Source organism: Alteraquisediminimonas sediminicola (assembly GCF_019740335.1).
GTDB lineage: Bacteria > Pseudomonadota > Alphaproteobacteria > Sphingomonadales > Sphingomonadaceae > Alteraquisediminimonas > Alteraquisediminimonas sediminicola.
The window spans coordinates 1,140,885-1,160,450 of the sequence record NZ_JAHXZS010000001.1 but is presented as its reverse complement, the minus strand read 5'-3'; the positions used below and the strand labels follow the sequence as shown (position 1 = coordinate 1,160,450).

The 19,566-nt window shown below is 60.1% G+C and carries 19 protein-coding genes and 1 tRNA gene; 7 read left to right on the top strand and 13 right to left on the bottom strand.

The window, feature by feature from the left end; genetic code table 11:
* Nucleotides 1-4: 4 nt before the first annotated feature.
* From K6117_RS05755 to K6117_RS05745, 3 genes are read left to right on the top strand one after another with little or no spacing between them, the layout of a single operon-like run.
* Nucleotides 5-1,294 (top strand): adenylosuccinate synthase, encoded by a 1,290-nt coding sequence (locus K6117_RS05755; protein ID WP_221792721.1) that lies wholly within the window; start codon nucleotides 5-7, stop codon nucleotides 1,292-1,294.
* A 5-nt stretch (nucleotides 1,295-1,299) separates the two neighbouring features.
* A complete protein-coding gene (locus K6117_RS05750) occupies nucleotides 1,300-2,055 on the top strand; it encodes a class I SAM-dependent methyltransferase (protein ID WP_221792720.1) in 756 nt (251 codons plus the stop codon).
* A complete protein-coding gene (locus tag K6117_RS05745; RefSeq protein ID WP_221792719.1) occupies nucleotides 2,042-2,683 on the top strand; it encodes a YoaK family protein in 642 nt (213 codons plus the stop codon). Before K6117_RS05750 ends, K6117_RS05745 begins: the two co-directional genes overlap by 14 nt.
* 156 nt (nucleotides 2,684-2,839) lie before the next feature.
* Here the strand turns inward: K6117_RS05745 and rplL are convergent, their stop codons facing one another.
* The 8 genes from rplL to K6117_RS05705 form a co-directional block, all read right to left on the bottom strand.
* The gene (rplL, locus tag K6117_RS05740) at nucleotides 2,840-3,211 is read right to left on the bottom strand and encodes a 50S ribosomal protein L7/L12 (protein ID WP_221792718.1); all 372 of its coding nucleotides are present in this window, start codon (nucleotides 3,209-3,211) and stop codon (nucleotides 2,840-2,842) included.
* Nucleotides 3,212-3,274: 63 nt separating this feature from the next.
* Nucleotides 3,275-3,790: a 50S ribosomal protein L10 gene (gene rplJ / locus K6117_RS05735; protein ID WP_221792717.1), complete on the bottom strand. Its 516-nt coding sequence runs from the start codon at nucleotides 3,788-3,790 to the stop codon at nucleotides 3,275-3,277.
* Between the two features lie 398 nt (nucleotides 3,791-4,188).
* On the bottom strand, nucleotides 4,189-4,884 hold the full coding sequence (rplA, locus tag K6117_RS05730; RefSeq protein WP_221792716.1) for a 50S ribosomal protein L1: 696 nt from the start codon (nucleotides 4,882-4,884) through the stop codon (nucleotides 4,189-4,191).
* Nucleotides 4,885-4,887: 3 nt separating this feature from the next.
* On the bottom strand, nucleotides 4,888-5,319 hold the full coding sequence (gene rplK, locus K6117_RS05725) for a 50S ribosomal protein L11 (RefSeq protein ID WP_221792715.1): 432 nt from the start codon (nucleotides 5,317-5,319) through the stop codon (nucleotides 4,888-4,890).
* Nucleotides 5,320-5,512: 193 nt separating this feature from the next.
* Nucleotides 5,513-6,052 carry a transcription termination/antitermination protein NusG gene (gene nusG / locus K6117_RS05720; protein WP_221792714.1) on the bottom strand — a complete coding sequence of 180 codons (540 nt, stop codon included), beginning with the start codon at nucleotides 6,050-6,052 and terminating at the stop codon, nucleotides 5,513-5,515.
* Between the two features lie 17 nt (nucleotides 6,053-6,069).
* Nucleotides 6,070-6,270 carry a preprotein translocase subunit SecE gene (gene secE, locus K6117_RS05715; protein WP_221792713.1) on the bottom strand — a complete coding sequence of 67 codons (201 nt, stop codon included), beginning with the start codon at nucleotides 6,268-6,270 and terminating at the stop codon, nucleotides 6,070-6,072.
* A 136-nt stretch (nucleotides 6,271-6,406) separates the two neighbouring features.
* Nucleotides 6,407-6,482 (bottom strand) — tRNA-Trp (locus K6117_RS05710).
* A gap of 70 nt (nucleotides 6,483-6,552) precedes the next feature.
* Nucleotides 6,553-8,883, bottom strand: coding sequence for a putative bifunctional diguanylate cyclase/phosphodiesterase (locus K6117_RS05705; protein ID WP_221792712.1), 2,331 nt, complete (start codon nucleotides 8,881-8,883; stop codon nucleotides 6,553-6,555).
* 221 nt (nucleotides 8,884-9,104) lie between these two features.
* On the opposite strand from K6117_RS05705, the gene topA reads away from it, so the two are divergent.
* The 4 genes from topA to K6117_RS05685 all read left to right on the top strand — a co-directional run bounded on the left by topA (nucleotide 9,105) and on the right by K6117_RS05685 (nucleotide 14,841).
* Entirely contained in the window at nucleotides 9,105-11,738 is a 2,634-nt protein-coding gene (gene topA, locus K6117_RS05700; protein WP_221792711.1) for a type I DNA topoisomerase, read from the top strand.
* Nucleotides 11,739-11,806: 68 nt separating this feature from the next.
* Nucleotides 11,807-12,253 carry a MarR family winged helix-turn-helix transcriptional regulator gene (locus tag K6117_RS05695; RefSeq protein WP_221792710.1) on the top strand — a complete coding sequence of 149 codons (447 nt, stop codon included), beginning with the start codon at nucleotides 11,807-11,809 and terminating at the stop codon, nucleotides 12,251-12,253.
* A complete protein-coding gene (locus K6117_RS05690) occupies nucleotides 12,246-13,295 on the top strand; it encodes an HlyD family secretion protein (RefSeq protein ID WP_246604823.1) in 1,050 nt (349 codons plus the stop codon). The genes K6117_RS05695 and K6117_RS05690 overlap by 8 nt, the downstream gene beginning before the upstream one ends.
* Nucleotides 13,285-14,841, top strand: coding sequence for a DHA2 family efflux MFS transporter permease subunit (locus K6117_RS05685; RefSeq protein WP_221792709.1), 1,557 nt, complete (start codon nucleotides 13,285-13,287; stop codon nucleotides 14,839-14,841). The genes K6117_RS05690 and K6117_RS05685 overlap by 11 nt, the downstream gene beginning before the upstream one ends.
* A 231-nt stretch (nucleotides 14,842-15,072) precedes the next feature.
* Here the strand turns inward: K6117_RS05685 and mltG are convergent, their stop codons facing one another.
* The 5 genes from mltG to fabD form a co-directional block, all read right to left on the bottom strand.
* Nucleotides 15,073-16,041, bottom strand: a complete 969-nt coding sequence (mltG, locus tag K6117_RS05680; protein WP_221792708.1) for an endolytic transglycosylase MltG — start codon at nucleotides 16,039-16,041, stop codon at nucleotides 15,073-15,075.
* A gap of 52 nt (nucleotides 16,042-16,093) precedes the next feature.
* The gene (gene fabF / locus K6117_RS05675; protein ID WP_221792707.1) at nucleotides 16,094-17,353 is read right to left on the bottom strand and encodes a beta-ketoacyl-ACP synthase II; all 1,260 of its coding nucleotides are present in this window, start codon (nucleotides 17,351-17,353) and stop codon (nucleotides 16,094-16,096) included.
* A 105-nt stretch (nucleotides 17,354-17,458) separates the two neighbouring features.
* Nucleotides 17,459-17,695 carry an acyl carrier protein gene (locus K6117_RS05670; protein ID WP_221792706.1) on the bottom strand — a complete coding sequence of 79 codons (237 nt, stop codon included), beginning with the start codon at nucleotides 17,693-17,695 and terminating at the stop codon, nucleotides 17,459-17,461.
* A gap of 145 nt (nucleotides 17,696-17,840) precedes the next feature.
* On the bottom strand, nucleotides 17,841-18,581 hold the full coding sequence (fabG, locus tag K6117_RS05665) for a 3-oxoacyl-[acyl-carrier-protein] reductase (protein ID WP_221792705.1): 741 nt from the start codon (nucleotides 18,579-18,581) through the stop codon (nucleotides 17,841-17,843).
* A gap of 2 nt (nucleotides 18,582-18,583) precedes the next feature.
* Entirely contained in the window at nucleotides 18,584-19,519 is a 936-nt protein-coding gene (gene fabD / locus K6117_RS05660; protein ID WP_221792704.1) for an ACP S-malonyltransferase, read from the bottom strand.
* Between the last annotated feature and the right edge of the window lie 47 nt (nucleotides 19,520-19,566).

Genomic DNA, 19,566 nt, shown 5'->3' with positions numbered 1-19,566 from the left:
ATTCGTGGCGAACGTAACGGTTATCGGTGCCCAATGGGGCGATGAAGGCAAGGGCAAGATTGTCGACTGGCTGGCCAGCCGCGCAGATGTGGTGGTGCGCTTTCAGGGCGGGCATAATGCCGGGCATACGTTGGTGGTCGATGGCACGACCTATAAATTGTCGCTGCTGCCAAGCGGCATCGTGCGCGGCACTTTGTCGGTGATCGGCAATGGCATCGTGCTTGATCCTTGGCATTTCCGCGATGAAGTGGCGAAGCTGGCGGGGCAGGGCGTGAACATCAGCCCGGATAATCTCCATGTCGCCGAAACCGCGCCGTTGATTCTGCCGTTCCACCGCGATCTTGATGGGTTGCGCGAAGATGCATCGGGCGCGGGCAAGATCGGCACGACCCGTCGCGGCATCGGCCCGGCTTATGAAGACAAGGTGGGCCGTCGCTCGATCCGCGTGTGCGACCTTGCCCATCTTGATGATCTGGAGCCGCAGCTTGATCGCATTTGCGCGCATCATGATGCGCTGCGCGCCGGTTTCGGTCATCCGCCGATCGATCGCGCCGCGATTGTCGCGGAATTGCGCGCAATCGCCGAATTCCTGCTGCCTTATGCCAAGCCGGTATGGGTGGGCCTGAATGAGGCGCGCAAGCAGGGCAAGCGTATCCTGTTTGAAGGCGCGCAGGGCGTGCTGCTCGATATCGATCACGGCACCTATCCGTTTGTGACCTCGTCCAACACCATCGCTGGCACTGCATCGGGTGGTTCGGGCCTTGGCCCATCGGCGGTCGGGTTCGTGCTGGGGATCGTCAAGGCCTATACGACCCGCGTGGGTTCCGGCCCGTTCCCGACGGAATTGGAAGATGAGACCGGGCAACGTCTGGGTGAGCGCGGCCATGAATTCGGCACCGTCACCGGGCGCAAGCGTCGGTGCGGCTGGTTTGATGCCGTGCTGGTGCGCCAGTCGGCAGCGGTCAGCGGCATCACGGGCATTGCGCTGACCAAGCTCGATGTACTCGATGGCTTTGACACGTTGAAGATCTGCACGGGCTATAAGCTCGACGGCAAGATCTATGACTATCTCCCGCCGCATGCGTCCGATCAGGCGCGGGTCGAGCCTATTTACGAGGAAATGCCGGGCTGGTCGGAATCGACCGCTGGCGCCAGAAGCTGGGCCGATCTACCCGCACAGGCGATCAAATATATCCGTCGGGTGGAAGAGCTGATCCAATGCCCGGTCGCTTTGGTCTCGACCTCGCCGGAACGTGAAGATACGATCCTCGTACGCGACCCATTTGAGGATTAATCCATTTGACCAGCCGTGAAGCCACTGCCTTTTTACCCCTGACAGGTAATGCCGAGTGGCGGCGCGACTGGCGGGATTGGTTGTGGCTGTTGGCCGTGGGGGCGGTCCAATGGCCGTGGCTGTTGAAAAGCCTTTGGGGTGGCCGTTTGCGGGATAAAGAGGCGCTGTTGCGGCGGCTTGATCTGCCGATGGATGCCTTGCCCAATTTGGGGAGCTGGAAGGCCGATGTCGGCTTCCTCCATTATCTTGTCGATCATATCGAGGCACATCGCCCGCAAATGGTGATGGAACTGGGCTGTGGCGCATCCTCGCTGGTGCTGGGGCGTGCGTTGCAACTTCATGGCGGCGGGCAGTTGGTCAGTTTTGATCAGCATCTCGAATTTGTCGAATCCACCAGACGCTGGTTGCTGAGCCACGACATTCATTCCGAATTGCATCATGCCCCGCTGATCCCGGCGGTGGCCCCATGGCCGGGCATCTGGTATGATTTGTCCGATGTGCCGCAAAATATCGACCTGCTGGTGATCGATGGCCCGCCTTGGACGTTGCACCCGTTGGTGCGCGGATCGGCATCCTGCCTGTTCGATCAGGTCGCACCGGGCGGCACGATCATGCTGGATGATGCGGCGCGGCCCGGCGAACGGATTGTGGCCGGGCGTTGGGCTAAGGCGTGGCCTCATTTCCGCTGGAGCCGTCGCGCGGGGATCAAGGGTACGTTGATCGGGCAATGTCAAAATAGCCAGAGTAATGCATCGGCTTGATCGCCAGAGCTGGACGCTGGCGGTGCTGTTGGCCGCCTTGGCAGGCTATATTGATGCGCTTGGTTTTCTCGAACTCGGCGGTTTTTTCGTTTCCTTCATGAGCGGTAATTCGACGCGGCTCGCGGTCGGGGTCGCGACCCATGCGGCGGATGCGCTGCGGGCAGGGACACTGATCGCGACCTTTGTCGGCGGCGTTACGATGGGGACGATGGCGCGGCGACGCGCAACCCCGACATATGGCAAGCTCGTGTCCTTGGCGTTGTTGACTTTGATCTTGTGCCTTGCGGCGATTGCGCAGGCCTTGGGGCTGAGATTGTCGGCGCTCTATGGCATGGCGTTTGCGATGGGGGTGGAGAACACCGCCTTTGAACGCGATGGCGAGGTGTCGATCGGCCTTACTTATATGACCGGCGCATTGGTGAAGCTCGGGCAAAGGCTGGGGGCGGCGCTGATGGGCGGGCCGCGTTGGGAGTGGGTGCCGTATCTGTTATTGTGGTCCGGCCTGTCCGGTGGCGCGATCATCGGGGCGTTGGTGCATCCACTCTGGGGCATGAACAGCCTGTGGGTCGCGGCGGCATTGGCCGGGGGGCTGACATTTTGGCGCTGGCGGCAGAGGGTGGCGTTTTAGGGGCGGGGCTGTCCCTATATTATATGCCTCCCGCTTCGTCATTCCCGCATAGGCGGGAATGACGAAGGAATGATGCCCCAAAAGAAAACGGGCGACCCTCGATGTGAGAGCCGCCCGTTGTTCTTGAAATCAGGCAGATGCCTGACCGATAAACTCTTACTTGAGTTCGACGGTCGCACCAGCAGCTTCGAGCTGCGCCTTAACCTTCTGGGCTTCGTCCTTCGACACGCCTTCCTTGATCGCCTTCGGTGCAGCTTCAACAGCAGCCTTGGCTTCGGTCAGGCCCAGGCCGGTGATGGCGCGGACTTCCTTGATGACGGCAATCTTGTTGCCGCCGTCGCCGGTCAGGATCACGTCGAATTCGCTCTGCTCTTCAGCAGCCGGGGCAGCGGCAGCAGCCGGGCCAGCAACTGCAACAGCAGCAGCAGCCGAAACGCCCCACTTTTCTTCGAGCAGCTTCGAAAGCTCAGCAGCTTCGAGAACGGTCAGAGCGGAAAGGTCATCAACGATTTTGTTCAGATCAGCCATTTTAAGTCTCCATGCGGGCGATAAAGCCCAATAAGTTCAGTTCAGTTCAACAGGTCGCAAAGCTTATGCGGCGTCCTTGGCGGCATATGCCCCCATGACGCGGGCCAGCTGGCCAGCAGGCGCCTGAACGATCTGGACGACCTTGGTTGCCGGGGCCTGTACCAGGCCGACAATCTTGGCGCGCAGTTCGTCGAGCGACGGCAGTGCAGCGAGTGCCTTGACACCATCGACATCGAGGACAATTGCCCCCATGGCGCCGCCGACGATTTCGAGCTTGTCGTTCGTCTTGGCGAAATCGACGGCAACCTTAGCGGCAGCCACCGCGTCCACGGAAGATGCCAGACCCGTCGGGCCAACGAGCAAGTCGTTGAGCGACGTGTAGGCAGTGCCTTCTGATGCGATCCTGGCAAGCTTGTTCTTTGCTACCCGATAGCTGGCACCGGCTTCACGCATCTTGTTACGCAGATCCATCGACTGTGCGACGGTCAGGCCGAGATTGCGGGTGACAACCACCACGCCGACCTCGGAAAAGGTGCGGTTCAGTTCGGCGACCAGTTCGGCTTTTTGAGCACGATCCATGCCATTCTCCACGTTTCAACTGATGGACCATCCATCAGCCGTTTTTGCCACCCGCACACGCACAGGAAATCCTGCCCGCATAAGGGTAAGCGTTATAGTCCGAGGGGAATGCGCGCCTGAACTGGTGCATCGCAATGGAGCACTTACAGGCGAAAAATGCGGTCCCCGTCTTGGCTGGAAATTAAGAAGGGCAAATCCCCTTCACCGGCTGTCTCGGACGGATATGCCGATTCCTTGCGGAACTGGCACGAGGCGGGCGTTAGCGGGATTCGATGCGGAAGGCAAGAGCCAGCAGCGCTGCCATAAAAAACCCCCGCGCCGAACAGGTCGGGGCGGGGGCTCTTTATCTGTTCATCGTCACGCCAAATCAGCTTTGGCGCGGCAATGCAGGCTAAGGCTTAGGCGGCGACTTCGCCGACATTGACCTTGAGGCCCGGACCCATGGTCGAGCTCAGGGCGATCTTCTGGAGATACTTGCCCTTGGCGCCAGCAGGCTTGGACTTGACGATGGCATCGACGAATGCGTCGAAGTTCGCGCGCAGGTCTTCAGCCGGGAAGCTGGCCTTGCCGATGCCCGAATGGACGATACCGGCCTTTTCGACGCGGAATTCGACCTGGCCGCCTTTGGCAGCCTTCACGGCGTCAGCGACGTTCGGGGTTACGGTGCCGAGCTTCGGGTTCGGCATCAGGCCCTTCGGCCCGAGGATCTTACCCAAGCGGCCGACGAGGCCCATCATGTCCGGGGTCGCGATGCAGCGATCGAAATCGATTTTGCCGTTCTGGCAAATTTCGAGCAGATCTTCTGCGCCAACGACGTCAGCGCCAGCAGCCAGTGCTTCTTCAGCCTTGGCGCCACGGGCGAACACGCCGACGCGGACGGTCTTGCCGGTGCCCTTTGGCAGCGTGACAACGCCACGGACCATCTGGTCGGCGTGACGCGGATCGACACCAAGGTTCAACGCGATTTCGATGGTTTCATCGAACTTCGAGGTAGCCTTTTCCTTCAGCAGGGCAATCGCTTCGTCGATGCCATGCAGCTTTTCACGATCGATGACCGTGGCGAGGGCCTTTGCCTTCTTGCTCTGAAATGCCATGGATTAACCCTCCACTACTTCGACGCCCATGGCGCGGGCAGAACCTTCGATGATCTTGGTGGCGGCTTCAATGTCATTGGCATTGAGGTCGGCCATCTTGACCTGTGCGATTTCGGCGAGCTTCGACCGGGTGATCGTGCCAGCAGAGATCTTGCCGGGTTCTTTCGAACCGGACTTCAGGTTCATCGCCTTCTTGATGAGGAAGGTCGCAGGCGGGGTCTTCGTGATGAAGGAGAAGCTGCGATCCGCATAGACGGTGATGATCGTCGGGATCGGCATGGCCTTTTCAAGGTCGCTGGTCGCGGCGTTGAAAGCCTTGCAGAATTCCATGATGTTCACACCGCGCTGACCGAGCGCAGGCCCGATCGGCGGGGACGGGTTGGCGGCGCCGGCTGGCACCTGCAGCTTGATATAGCCGGTAATCTTTTTTGCCATGTCTCACTCTCGTTTCAAGTTTAGCGGTGATAGCGGCGGGCCAAATGCCCCGCCTCCCGCGGCTGTGATTCCATAACGCGGGAATCGGCGCGTTGCGGGCGCATAGCCCGACAAGGCGAATGGCGCAAGTTTTACCCGTGATGGCCGCGCATCATGCGCCGCTGCATTACGGGTAAAACTTGCGCCAGAAAGCTTATTTGGAAAGCTCGACCTGTTCGAAGTCGAGTTCGACCGGGGTGGCGCGACCAAAGATCGACACCGATACCTTGACCTTGCTCTTGTCGAAATCGAGTTCCTCGACCGTGCCGTTGAAGCTCGCGAATGGACCTTCCAGCACCTTGACCGAATCGCCGATTTCATAATCGACGCTGACTTTGGTCTTCGGCGCGGCGGTGGCGGCTTCTTCACGGGTGTTGAGAATGCGCGCGGCTTCTGCTTCGCTGATCGGCTGGGGCTTGCCCATCGCGCCGAGGAAGCCTGTCACCTTCGGGGTGTTCTTGACCAGATGGTAGACATCATCGTTCAGGTGCAGCTTCGCCAGCACATAGCCCGGGAAGAATTTGCGATCCGAGGTGATCTTTTTGCCGCGGCGAACCTCGGTGATCTTTTCGGTGGGAACTTCGACAGCCTCCACCAATTGTTCGAGGCCCATGCGCGTGGCTTCCGCCAAGATCGCCTCACGGACTTTGTTTTCAAAGCCCGAATAGGCGTGGATGATGTACCAACGTGACATAGAATCCAGAACCTCGATTAACCGCTGATCAGCGACAACAGGAACTTCACGATCTGGCTAAAGGCCAAATCGACGACGAAAAAGAAGATACCAAGCACAAGCGCCATGATCAGCACCATGACCGTCGTCATGCCGGTTTCCTTGCGGGTTGGCCAGACGACCTTCGTCGCTTCTGTCCGAACCTGCCGAATGAACTCTCCGGGTGATGTTTTCGCCACTCTCGCTATCCGTTCCAAAAATTTAAACACAAATAGCGAGGCGCGTTACGGCATTGCCAAGCGAAACGCCTGCACCGTCCCACACCCCGTTTCTTCTCTAAGCTTCAAAAACCATGCGCTGTTTGACCAGTCATGGTGGCAGGAGTGGAGGGACTCGAACCCACGGCCCTCGGTTTTGGAGACCGATGCTCTACCAACTGAGCTACACTCCTAGAAGCCAGAGGCCGGGTTCATAGCCGCGCCCCTTGCGTTAGGCAAGTCCGGAAAAGACGGACCTTATTTTCAGGCCGCCGACCATAGAATTTCCGACCATGGCTCACGTAGCAACTGACGCATCGCCTGTGCGGTGAGCGGGCGGCTGAAAAGATAGCCCTGCGCCTGATCGCAGCCAAGTTCGCGGATGCAGGCCAGTTCTTCGTCGCTTTCCGCGCCTTCTGCGGTGATGTTCATGCCAAGGCTTTCCGCCATTGCGACGACGGCGCGGATCACCGCCTGGCTTTCACGGGTCTGGCGACCGGCATCGCGCACATAGCGCCGGTCGATCTTGATCGTGCTGAATTTGGTGCGGCCAAGGAATCCGAGCGAGCTGTAGCTGGTCCCGAAATCGTCAAGCGCCACCCGAATGCCGATGTTGATCAGCTTGTCGAGCGTGGCCAGCACATCGCATCGTTCCTTGATGAAGACCGATTCGGTGATTTCGAGTTCGAGCCTGCTCGGATCAAGGCCGCTGTGCGACAAGGCCGAGATGATCGTTTCAAACAAATGTGGGTCGAGAAATTGTTCGACCGACAAATTGACCGCGACATGCACCTGTTGCGGCCAGTTGACCGCTTCCATACAGGCCGTCCGCATCACCCATTCGCCGATGCGCGAGATGAGGCGCGCGTCTTCGGCCACGGGGATAAAGACATCGGGCGGCACAAGCCCCAGCGTCGGGTGTCGCCAGCGGAGCAGCGCTTCGCAGGCGATGATGCGTTTGTCCTTCGATGCGACGATGGGCTGGTATTCGAGACTCAGTTCGCCTCGTTCCAGCGCGTCGCGCAGCGCGATTTCGATGTTGCGGCGTTCTTCCGCCCGGGCGTAGAGCGCGGGTTCATAGCGGCGATGAATGCCGCGCCCGTCCTCCTTGGCCTTGTACAGCGCCAGATCGGCGTTGCGGACGAGCTTGTCCGCGATATGGCCGTCCTTGGGGCAGATGGCCGAACCGACGCTCGCCCCGATGAATAATGTGTGTTCGTCCACCTGATAGGGGTGGGATAAGGTCGCGATGATCCGGTCGGCCAGTTCGTTGACACTGGCAATGTCGGGCACATCGCGCAGCAACACCGCAAATTCATCGCCGCCAAGTCGTCCCGGCAGATCATGGGGGCCAAGCACCTCATTCAACCGCGCGGCGACCTGTTCCAACAATTTGTCGCCGACCGGATGGCCAAGTGAATCATTGACCAGCTTGAACCGGTCGAGGTCGATCAGCATGAAGGCGGCGATCTGGCGATCACGCTGGCAGGCGAGCACGGTTTCCTGCAATGATTCATGAATATGGGCGCGGTTCGGTAGGCCGGTCAGCGCATCGTAACGCGCCATGTGGCTGATCTTGTGCGCGGATAATTGTTCTTTGGTGACATCGGACAACACGCCGCGAAAGCCGATAAACGTCTGTTCGTCATTATAGCGCGGCGAAGCTGAAAGCTGGCACCAGCGTTCTCCATTCTCGACCCGGATCGACACCAGCAGGTTGCGAAAGCTGACCTGTTCTCGCAGCGATTCGCCGACGGTCATCGCGCCGTTGTTGGAAATACCCGCTCTGCGCAGCACGGCAAACAGGGTTTGGCCTTCAATCTCTTCGGGCGTGCGACCAAAAAAAGCGGCGAATCGGGGTGAGACATTTTCCAGCTGGCGCTGGGCATTCACCTCCCACAACAAATCGCCGCCATTGCTTTCAAACTCCTTGAGCAACAGGCGCACGACTTCATTTTGTTCGGCAAGCCGGCGCTCGCCATAGCAGCGGCGGAGCATGCGGCGGCCCGAAAAATAGGCGGAGATGGCCATGCCGGTTGAAAAGATCGCCATGATCAAGGCGAGGTCGATCGACCCGATTTCCCAACCGAGCAGCGCACCGCCCACGCCAAGCGCAGCGATCTGGGCGATGGCGGCCAGCGGTAATGGGGACAGCGACATGGCCGAGACGCTGATCAACGCCGTCAGCAGGGTATATGACAAATATCGTCCCGCCAGATCATGCGGCGAAGCCAGCATCAACAGCGCCGACGACCATGTTACGCCACTCGCCAGACAAATAAGGGTGACACGCCATTGGGTCTGCGCGAAGCTGAGGCGTGTAAGACCTTGTTCGATGGCAGACTTCATCCGGTTGAGCAGCGTCAAGCAGGTCAACAGGGCAACGCCGAAGCCGATCAGTTCGATCGGTGCCGCGGCTTTCCAGCAAATTTTCATCGCGATCACCGCCGCCAGCATCTGCCCCAGCAACAAGACGCCAGCGCGGTCCGCGAAACCGCTGAGCAGCGCCGCGCAGGCGCGCGTCAGCTCCGGATTGCGTGCTTTCCCACCCAGCACAACGGCAAGGTTGAAAGTCCTGTCACTGGTACGCTGCAATTGATGATCTCCTCATACCCGGGAGAGGACTAGCAGCAATAAGTTATCCAAGCGTAAGCAAGACCCTATTAAATGGCGGCAGCGCCGAATATTTTCCTCAGGCTGAGCATTTGGGGCGGCCATATTATTTCTGCCCCTTTTTATCGGTATCCGCAGGTGGTTGACAGGGTGCATGACAGGCTTGCACCCTCGCGTGCGTACGTGAGGAGAAAATTGCGCCCATGAAACTTGTTGTGGTGGAATCGCCGGCCAAGGCGAAAACGATCGAAAAATACCTCGGCCCGGGGCACCGGGTGCTGGCCTCTTTCGGTCATATTCGCGACCTGCCGCCCAAGGATGGGTCCGTCGATCCCGAAAACGGCTTTGACATGCTGTGGGAAAATTATGGCGACAAGGCCAAGCAGATCAAGGCCATCGCCGATGAGGCGAAGACCGCAGACACGTTAGTCCTCGCGACTGACCCTGATCGCGAGGGAGAGGCGATCAGTTGGCACGTGCAAGAGGTGCTGGCCAAGCGCAAGGCGCTGCCCAAGCATGTCGAACGCGTGACGTTCAACGCGATCACCAAGGATGCGGTGTTGACCGCCATGGCCAATCCGCGCGCGCTGGATGAGGATTTGATCGACGCCTATCGCGCGCGACGTGCGCTGGATTATCTTGTCGGCTTTACGCTGTCGCCAGTCTTGTGGCGCAAATTACCGGGCGCGAAATCCGCCGGGCGCGTGCAATCGGTGGCGCTGCGACTGGTGGTGGATCGCGAGCGCGAGATCGAAGCGTTCAAGCCGCAGGAATATTGGTCGGTTCATGCCGATATGGAGCATGACGGCGTTGAATTCATCGCGCGGCTGGTGCGCCATCGCGGCGAAAAAATCGAGCGATTGACGATCAGCGACAAGGGTGTCGCCGATAGCGCCAAGGCCGCGGTTGAGGCGGGTCGTTTTTCGGTATCGTCGGTCGATACCAAGCCGCTGACCCGCAATCCGCCTGCGCCGTTTACGACCTCGACCTTGCAGCAGGAAGCCGCGCGCAAGCTCGGCTTTTCGGCCAGCCACACCATGCGGCTTGCCCAAAGTCTGTATGAAGATGGGTCGATCACCTATATGCGTACCGATGGCGTGCAGATGGACGGTTCGGCCATCAGCGCCGCGCGCAAGGCCATCGCGGATCGTTATGATGCAGGCTATGTCCCGGACAAGCCGCGTCAATATGTCGCCAAGGCCAAAAATGCGCAGGAAGCGCACGAAGCGATCCGTCCGACCGATTTCACTCGCGACCGCACCGGCACGGGCGATCATGCGAAGCTCTATGACCTGATCTACAAGCGCGCGCTGGCGAGCCAGATGGCCTCGGCGCGGCTGGAACGTACGACGGTCGAACTGTCTGATGGCACCGGCCAGACCGGGCTGCGCGCGACCGGGCAGGTCGTGATGTTCCCCGGCTATCTCGCCATTTATGAAGAGGGCCGGGACGATGCCCCAGGCAAATCCGGCGAGGGGGAAGGCGAGGACGATAGCCGCCGCCTGCCGATGATGCGGGCGGGTGATGCTCCGGCGAAAAAGGCGGTGCATGCGGAACAGCATTTCACCCAGCCGCCGCCGCGTTATTCGGAAGCCTCGCTCGTCAAGAAGATGGAAGAATTGGGCATTGGCCGCCCATCGACCTATGCTGCGACGTTGCAGACCCTGAAAGATCGCGACTATGTCGCGGTCGACAAGAACCGCTTCACCCCGAACGAAAGCGGGCGTTTGGTGACGGCGTTCCTCGAACGCTTTTTCGAGCGTTATGTCTCTTATGATTTCACCGCAGGGCTGGAAGATAGTCTGGACGATGTATCGGGCGGGCGCGCCAATTGGCAGGCCGTGCTGGAGGCCTTCTGGCGCGATTTCAAGCCGAAGACGGTCGAAGTGATGGAGCAAAAGCCGTCGGATGTGACGGCGGCGCTGGATGTGTTCCTTGGCGATTATCTCTTCCCGGACAAGGGCGATGGCGCCGATCCACGCGCCTGCCCTGCGTGCGAGGGGGGGCGTTTGGCGCTGCGCGGCGGGCGCTTTGGCGCATTTGTCGCCTGTTCCAATTATCCGGAATGCAAGTTCACCCGTAAATTCGCCCAGCCGGGCGGACAGGATGCGGGCGGCGATACCGGCCCGGTCGTGTTGGGTCAGCACCCGGAAACGGGCGAGGACGTCACCCGCAAGTCCGGACGGTTCGGCCCTTATATCGAAATGGGCGCGGGCAAGGAGGCCAAGCGCGCCTCCATTCCCAAGGACATGACGGTCGATCAGGTCGATCTCGATTGGGGCGTGAAGCTGTTATCCTTGCCGCGCACGATTGGCGAGCATCCGGAAAGCGGCAAGCCGATCACGGCCAGCATCGGGCGCTTTGGTCCGTATCTCGCGCATGATGGCAAATATGCGCGGCTGAGCGGCACCAATGAAGTGTTCGAAACGGGCATGAACGCGGCGGTCGTCAAGCTGGCGGAAGCGGCCAATGCGACCGGCGGGCGTGGCCGTGGCGCAGCGCGCGAGCCGCTCAAGGTTTTTGGCGCGCATCCGGAAACGGCGGCGGAAATCAAGCTGATGGACGGGCGTTATGGCGCCTATGTCACCGATGGCACGACCAATGCGACTTTGCCCAAGGCGTTGGCGCCGGAGACGCTGACGCTTGAACAGGCGGTGGAGTTGCTGAAGGAAAAGGCGGCCAAATCGCCGGTCAAGGCCAAGCGCAAGGCGCCGGTGAAAAAGGCGGCGGCGAAGAAACCAGCAGCCAAAACGCCAGCAGCCAAAAAGACCGCCGCGAAAAAAGCGCCGGTGAAAAAGCCTGCTGTCAAAAAAGCCGCAGCGCCCAAACAGGATTGAAGTGCAGGCCATTGTATTGAGGCCGTCGATGATTGACAATAATAAGCATCGTTATTATCGATGCTGATATGATTGTCGACGGCCTTCAATTCGCCTTTCCTGATATTGCGCGCCAATTGCGCCGCGTGTTTGATGAACGCGCCAAAGGGCTTAATGTCACGCGGCCACAATGGCGGGCGTTGCTTCAGCTTGCCCGCCATGAAGGGTGCAATCAGGGGGCATTGGCGGACCTGCTGGAAGTCGAGCCGATCACTCTGTGTCGGATGGTTGACCGGCTGGCAGAAAGCGGCTTGGTGGAGCGTCGATCGGACCCGCAGGACCGGCGGGCATGGCGTTTGTATCTGCTGCCCAAGGCGCGGCCCTTGCTGATGGAATTGCAGCGGATCGGGGCGGCGCTTTTCGAAGATGCGATGCAGGGCATCGACGCCGAAGAACAGCAAAAACTGTTGGATAAGCTCGATAAAATCAGGGAAAATCTCGCGCGTTGCGATGCGGATCGGGTGGATAATGACTGAAACGGATCAGATGAACACGGTCAATGATCCGGGGACGCAACGCGGCTGGCTGCGGTTGTTGGTGACGATCTCGGTGCCGGTGCTGCTGATATTGGGCGCGGTGATATATTACCTTGCGAACGACCAATATGTCAGCACCGATAACGCTTATATCCAGCAGGATCGGATTGCGATTGCGCCGGAAATTACGGGCCGGGTGCTGGAGGTTGCGGTCAAGGAAAACCAGCATGTGAAGGCGGGCGATCTGTTGTTCCGCATCGATCCGACGCCGTTCCGCATCGCGATTGCACAGGCCGATGCGGCGATTGCGGCGGCGCAGGTCAATGTCGTCGAACTGAAGGCCGATTATGGCGCGACCGGCGTCGATATTGCAAGCGCGGCGCAGGCGGTCGATTTCTATCAGAAGGAATATCAGCGTCAGGCGGCGTTGATGGGGCGGGGCTTTACGACCCGCGCCCGACTGCAGGCGGCGGAGCATGCGCTTGACGATGCGCGCGGTCGGCTGGGCAATGCCCGTGCCGAGGCGATGAAGGCGCAGGCCTCGCTCGCGACCGGCACGGCGGTGCCGGGCATCAATCCGGATATCGCCGCCGCGCAGGCGCAGCGCAGCAAGGCGGTGCTGGATCTGGCGCGTACCGAATTGCGCGCGCCGACCTCTGGCACCATCAGCCAATCGGACAAGCTCCACCCCGGCCAGATGGCGTTTATGGGGGTGTCGGCGCTGAGCATCGTCGCGTCCGACCATAGTTGGGTACAGGCCAATTTCAAGGAAACCGACCTTAATCTGATGCGGGTCGGCCAGCCGGTGATGGTCTGGTTCGATGCCTATCCCGATCTTAAGCTCAAGGGCCATGTCGCCAGCATCGGCGCAGGCACCGGTTCCGAATTTTCGGTCCTGCCCGCGCAGAATGCGACCGGCAATTGGGTGAAGGTGACGCAGCGCGTGCCGGTGCGGATCTTCATCGATGAGGCATCGCCGCGTCAGTTGATCGCTGGCCAATCGGCCCATGTCCGGGTCGATACCAGCACGCATGGCGGCTGATCTCCCCCACGCGCCCGACAAGGCGGCTCTGCCGGTCGAACGTCGCGGTTTGTTGACCATCGGGGTGATGATCGCGACGATTTTGCAGGTGCTGGATGCGACGATTGCGAATGTCGCCATCCCGCATATGCAAGCGAGCCTTGGCGCGACCATCGACGAAATTTCATGGGTGCTGACGAGCTATATCATCGCCTCGGCCATTGTGATGCCGATTATCGGCTGGGTGTCGGATCGGGTTGGATCGCGGCAATTGTTCCTTGGCTGCACCCTCGGTTTTATTCTGGCGTCGATGCTGTGCGGCATTGCCAGCAATATCGAGGAAATGGTGTTTTTCCGGGTGTTGCAGGGTATTTTCGGCGCGGCATTGGCCCCGTTGAGCCAGACGGTGATGATGGACATCAATCCGCCCGAACGACAGGTCAAGGCGCTGTCGATCTGGTCGTCAGGGGTGATGATCGGGCCGGTGATGGGACCGATGCTGGGTGGATGGCTGACCGAAAATTACGATTGGCGCTGGGTGTTTTTCGTCAATGTCCCATTGGGGATTATTTGCCTCGTTATCCTATGGGCGCTGTTGCCGTCGCGGCCCCGCCGGTCGCGTCCGTTCGACCTCAAGGGTTTTTTCCTGCTGGCGATGACATTGGGGACGGCGCAGCTTTTTCTTGACCGTGGTTCGTCCGAGGATTGGCTCAATAGCTGGGAAATCCGCATTGAAATCTTGATGTTTATCTCATTTGGCTGGCTCTATCTCTGGCATCAATTGAGGACCCCTCATCCCGTGATTGAACGGGCGACGCTGGCTGATCGCAATTTTGCGCTGGGCCTGTTCATGACGCTGATGGTCGGTGCGGTGATGATGTCGGTGATGGCGTTGTTGCCGTCGATGTTGCAGGCGATCTATGGCCATAATGTCTTTACCACCGGGCTGCTGCTGGCGCCGCGCGGCATTGGTATGATGGTGGCGATGTATTTTTCCGGCTATTTTATTCAGCGCACCGATGCGCGAATGGTCGTGGCATTTGGCTATGTGCTGATTGCCTATTCGATGTGGTCAATGACCGGCTGGGCCATCGAAATGGGGTGGATGCCGATGGTCGTTACCGGCATTATTCAGGGGATCGGCATGGGATTTGTGTTTGTCCCGCTGAACGCCATGTCATTTTCCACCCTGTCACCGGCCTTGCGGACCGAGGGGGCCGGGGTATCGGGCCTTGCCCGCAATATCGGGGGGAGCATCGGCATTTCCATCGTCACGGCGCTGTTGGCGCGGAATATTCAGGTCGCGCATCAGGATATTATTAGCCATATCACGGCAGCCAATGTGCCGGGCTTCGCCCCCAATATAGCGCAGGCGCTAGGCGCGCAGGGCGTGGCGATTTTGCACATGGTCGATGCGGAGGTGAATCGGCAGGCGTTGATGATTGCCTATCTCGATGATTTTCTGATGATTACCTATTGGGCGCTGGTGCCGATCCCGTTCCTGTTGCTATTTCGCAAAATGGCCCGGCCTCAGCACGGAAGCCGCCCGCCCGCCATCGAGCATTAGGGCTTTGCGGTAGGTGTCTTAATTGTCCGCATCTTTTCTGTGCCTGCATTCCCCTTTTCGTCATTCCCGCGAAGGCGGGAATCCATATAGCGCCACCGGATCGAATTGCGCGCATCCCTGTCGGTTCGTCCTGTCTGGATTCCCGCCTTCGCGGGAATGACGAGAGGGGGGGGCGGGAATGACGAAATGGGGTGGGAATGACGAGGGATGAAGCGATGGGCTAGGGTGACCCTACATTTCCCCGCGTTTGCGGCGCAGCGCATACCAATTGGCGACATTGGCATTATGGCCCGCCAGCGTATCTGCAAAGACATGGCCGCCGGTGCCGTCCGCCACGAAATACAGCGCCTTGGTGTCTTCAGGGTCAAGCACGGCGGCGATGCTGTCGCGCCCCGGATTGGCAATCGGCCCTTGCGGCAGGCCAGCACGCGCATAAGTGTTATAGCCATTATCGGCGCGCAGTTCGGACCGCAGGATGCGACGGCCCAATGGCTTGCCCTTGGTGATCGGGTAGATCACGGTCGGGTCGGCCTGCAGGCGCATGCCCGTTTTCAGACGGTTGCTATAAACGCCCGCGACCATCCGGCGTTCGGACGGCTTGCCCGTTTCCTTTTCGACGATCGAGGCGAGGATGATCGCCTCACGCGGGGATTTGACCGCGATGCCGCTGGCGCGGTCGTCCCATAAGGTCGCGAGGGTGCGACGCATCGCGTCCTGCATCCGTTGCAGCACGGCCTTACGGGCCTCGCCCTTGTCGTAGGAATAGCTGTCGGGCAGGATTGAGCCTTCGACCGGCACCGGAATGGTTCCGGTCAATTCGGCATTTGCCATCAACCGTTCATGGACCATGATCGAGGGCATGCCCTCTGGAATAGTGATGAGCCGGATGACGGATTTGCCCGCCTGAATGATGCGGAGCACCTCGCGCGGGCTTGCGCCCTTAGGGATGCGATATTCGCCCGCCATCACCGGGCGGTGGCGGCCGAGTAATTGCGCGAGGCGGATGAAGCGCGGGGCGGAAGTGATCACGCCCGCGTCTTTTAAAGTGCGCGCGGCAGAGGTGAGCGTCGCCCCTTCGGCGATGCGCACGTTTACAGGCGCATCGAGCGGGCCGGTGCCGACCCAGCCCTTCAAGGTGAGGGTGATCGCCAGCAGGGCAAGCCCCGCCAGCAACAGGCCAAACAGACCGAATTTACGCATCACCATTCACTCTCGAAGGAGGTATTGGCCCGAAAGGCCGGGTCATTGGGTATTAGATCGCCCGCATCACAAGGCTGGCATTGGTGCCGCCAAAGCCAAAGCTGTTGTTCAGCACGGCTTTGACCTTGCGTTCCTTGGCCTTGTACGGGACGAGATCGACGCCGATGCAGCTGTCGCTCGGATTGTCGAGGTTCAGTGTCGGCGGCACAATCTGATCGCGCAGCGCGAGGATGCAGAAAATGCTCTCCACCGCGCCCGCGCCGCCGAGCAAATGGCCGATGGCCGATTTGGTCGAGGACATCGACATGGTGTCGAGATTGTTGCCGAACAGACGACGGACCGCGCCCAGTTCCAGCTCATCGCCCATCGGGGTCGAGGTGCCGTGCGCGTTGATATAGTCGATGTCTTCCAGCGCGAGGCCGGATTTCTTCATCGCCATCTGCATCGAACGGAATGCGCCCGAACCTTCCGGGTGCGGGGCGGTGACGTGATAGGCATCGCCCGACAGGCCATAGCCGATCACTTCGGCATAGATTTTCGCGCCACGCGCCTTGGCATGCTCATATTCTTCGAGCACGACGACGCCAGCGCCTTCACCCATGACGAAACCATCGCGATCCTTGTCATAAGGACGGCTGGCGCGTTCCGGGCTGTCGTTGAAATTGGTCGACAAGGCGCGGGCCTGTGCGAAGCCCGCGATGCCGAGCGGGCAGATCGTTGCTTCGGCACCACCGGCGAGCATGATGTCCGCATCATCCATCGCGATCATCCGGGCCGCATCGCCGATGCTGTGCGCGCCGGTTGAACAGGCGGTGACGACCGCGTGATTGGGGCCCATCAGGCCATATTTGATCGAGACCTGGCCAGATACCAGATTGATCAGGCGACCATGGACGAAGTGCGGGGAAACGCGCTTCGGGCCTTTTTCATGCAGGACGATGGATTCGCTCGCGATGCCCGGCAGGCCGCCGATGCCGGAGCCGATGGACACGCCCGCGCGAAAGCGGGTTTCTTCCGACATATCGAGCAGGCCAGCGTCTTCGATCGCCTGACCAGCGGCATCGATGCCGTAAATGATGAAGGGATCGACCTGACGCTGGACCTTATGGTCGACGCGCAGGTTCGGATCGAAGCCATATTCATGATCCGCAGGCTTGACTTCGCAAGCGATGCGACAGGCATAATCGGTGGCATCGAAGCGGGTGATCGTACCTGCGCCCGATTTGCCAGCGAGAATGTTCTTCCATGTGGTTTCGACGCTGCTTCCAAGCGGCGTGACAAGACCAAGACCTGTGACGACTACGCGGCGCATCCGTTTCCCCTTCTTAATTTCATACAACAATAGCCCCCCGACCCGTGACGGGCGCGGAGGGCCATTGGATATCATCTACCTGTGCCTTACGAAAAGGCGCGGGCATTAGCCCTTGTTGGCGTCGATGAAAGAGATGGCATCCTTGACGGTTGCGATCTTTTCAGCCGCGTCGTCAGGAATTTCAACGCCGAATTCTTCTTCGAATGCCATGACCAGTTCGACGATGTCGAGGCTGTCCGCACCGAGATCGTCGATGAAGCTGGCTTCTTCCGTCACCTTTTCGGCTTCGACGCCCAGATGTTCGACGACAATCTTCTTAACGCGATCCGCAGTCTCGCTCATGCGGCAGCTCCTTTTTAATATGCTGGTACGAAAAATCGGTAAAACGCCACTAATGCCCACCATGGCCGCTGGCAAGGGCATTTGCGCCCTTATTGGGCGAAAATGCTGTTGCACCAAACCAAATGGCCCTGATGGAACGGGTAAATCAGATCATCGCCATCCCGCCGTTGACGTGCAACGTCTGTCCGGTGACATAACCTGCCTCATTCGAAGCGAGGTAGACGACCGCCGCGGCGATGTCTGGGCCATCACCCAAACGACCGGCGGGAATCTTGGTCAACAGCGCCTCTTTCTGCGCGTCTGGCAGGCTGTCCGTCATCGGCGAGGTGATGAACCCAGGCGCAACGCAGTTGACGGTGATGTTGCGGCTGGCCAATTCCTGCGCCAGCGCCTTGGACATGCCGACAAGGCCCGCCTTGGATGCGGCGTAATTGGCCTGGCCCGGATTGCCGGTCGTGCCGACGACCGAGGTGATCGAGATGATCCGGCCCGTGCGTGCCTTCATCATCGGCTTGGTCGCGGCGCGGATCAGGCGGAAGGCGGCTTCGAGGTTGACGCGAATCACCTGATCCCATTCGTCATCCTTCATCCGCATGACGAGATTATCGCGGGTGACGCCTGCGTTGTTGACGAGGATGTCGATCTTGCCGCCCAAGGCTTCGACCGCCTGCGGCACCAGCGCATCGACGGCGGCGGGGTCGCTCAGATTGCAGGGCAGGATCACCGGGTCGTTCGGGAGGGTGGCGGCTACGGCCTTCAGTGCATCCTCGCGGGTGCCGGAAAGGGCGACGCGCGCGCCACGTGCCGCAAGGGCGGCGGCCACCGCAGAACCGATGCCACCGGATGCGCCGGTTACGAGCGCGGTCTTGCCTGTCAGATCAAACATATTCAAAGCCCCTTCAGCACGGATTCAATATCGTCCATCGTGATGACGGCATTGGTATTGGCATCAGGCGCGATGCGCTTGATCATCGGTCCCAAGACCTTGCCGCCGCATTCGACATAATCGGTGACGCCCGCTGCGAACATCGCCGCAACCGATTCTCGCCAGCGTACCCGGCCAGTGACCTGTTCGACCAGCAGTGTGCGGATCGCATCCGGGTCTGCAACCGGGCTTGCGGTGACATTGGCATAGACCGGGACCACCGGCGCACGCAGCGCGGCAGTGGCCAGCGCTTCGGCCATCGCATCGGCGGCGGGCTGCATCAGTGAACAATGGAACGGGGCGGAGACGGGCAGAAGTACGCCGCGCTTGATGCCGAAATCCTTGACCAACGCCACGGCGCGTTCAATCGCGCCCTTATGGCCGGAGATCACGACCTGCGTTGGATCATTGTCATTGGCGACGGCGCAGACTTCGCCCTCAGCCGCCGCATCGGCCAGCGCCTGTGCCTTTTCGGTATCCGCGCCCAGCAACGCCGCCATCGCGCCAATGCCGACCGGCACCGCCGCCTGCATCGAGCGGCCGCGCAGCTTCAGTAGCTTGGCCGTGGTGGCGAGATCGAGCGCGCCAGCGGCGCACAAGGCGGTATATTCGCCAAGGCTGTGGCCCGCGACGAAATCCGCCTTTTCCGACAGGCGAATGCCGCCTTCCTTTTCCATCACCCGCAAGGTCGCAATGGCATTTGCCATGATCGCAGGCTGGGCATTTTCGGTGAGGGTGAGATCGCTCTCCGGACCTTCGCTCATCAACAGGAACAATTTCTGGCCAAGAGCGTCATCGACCTCTTGAAACACTTCGCGGGCGATGCCGCTGGCTTCGGCCAAGGCCTTGCCCATGCCGACGGCCTGACTGCCCTGACCCGGAAATACGAAAGCGCGCATTAAGAACCCCTTTTTGCATCGCGTGGATATCAATTGCCTTCGCGTTA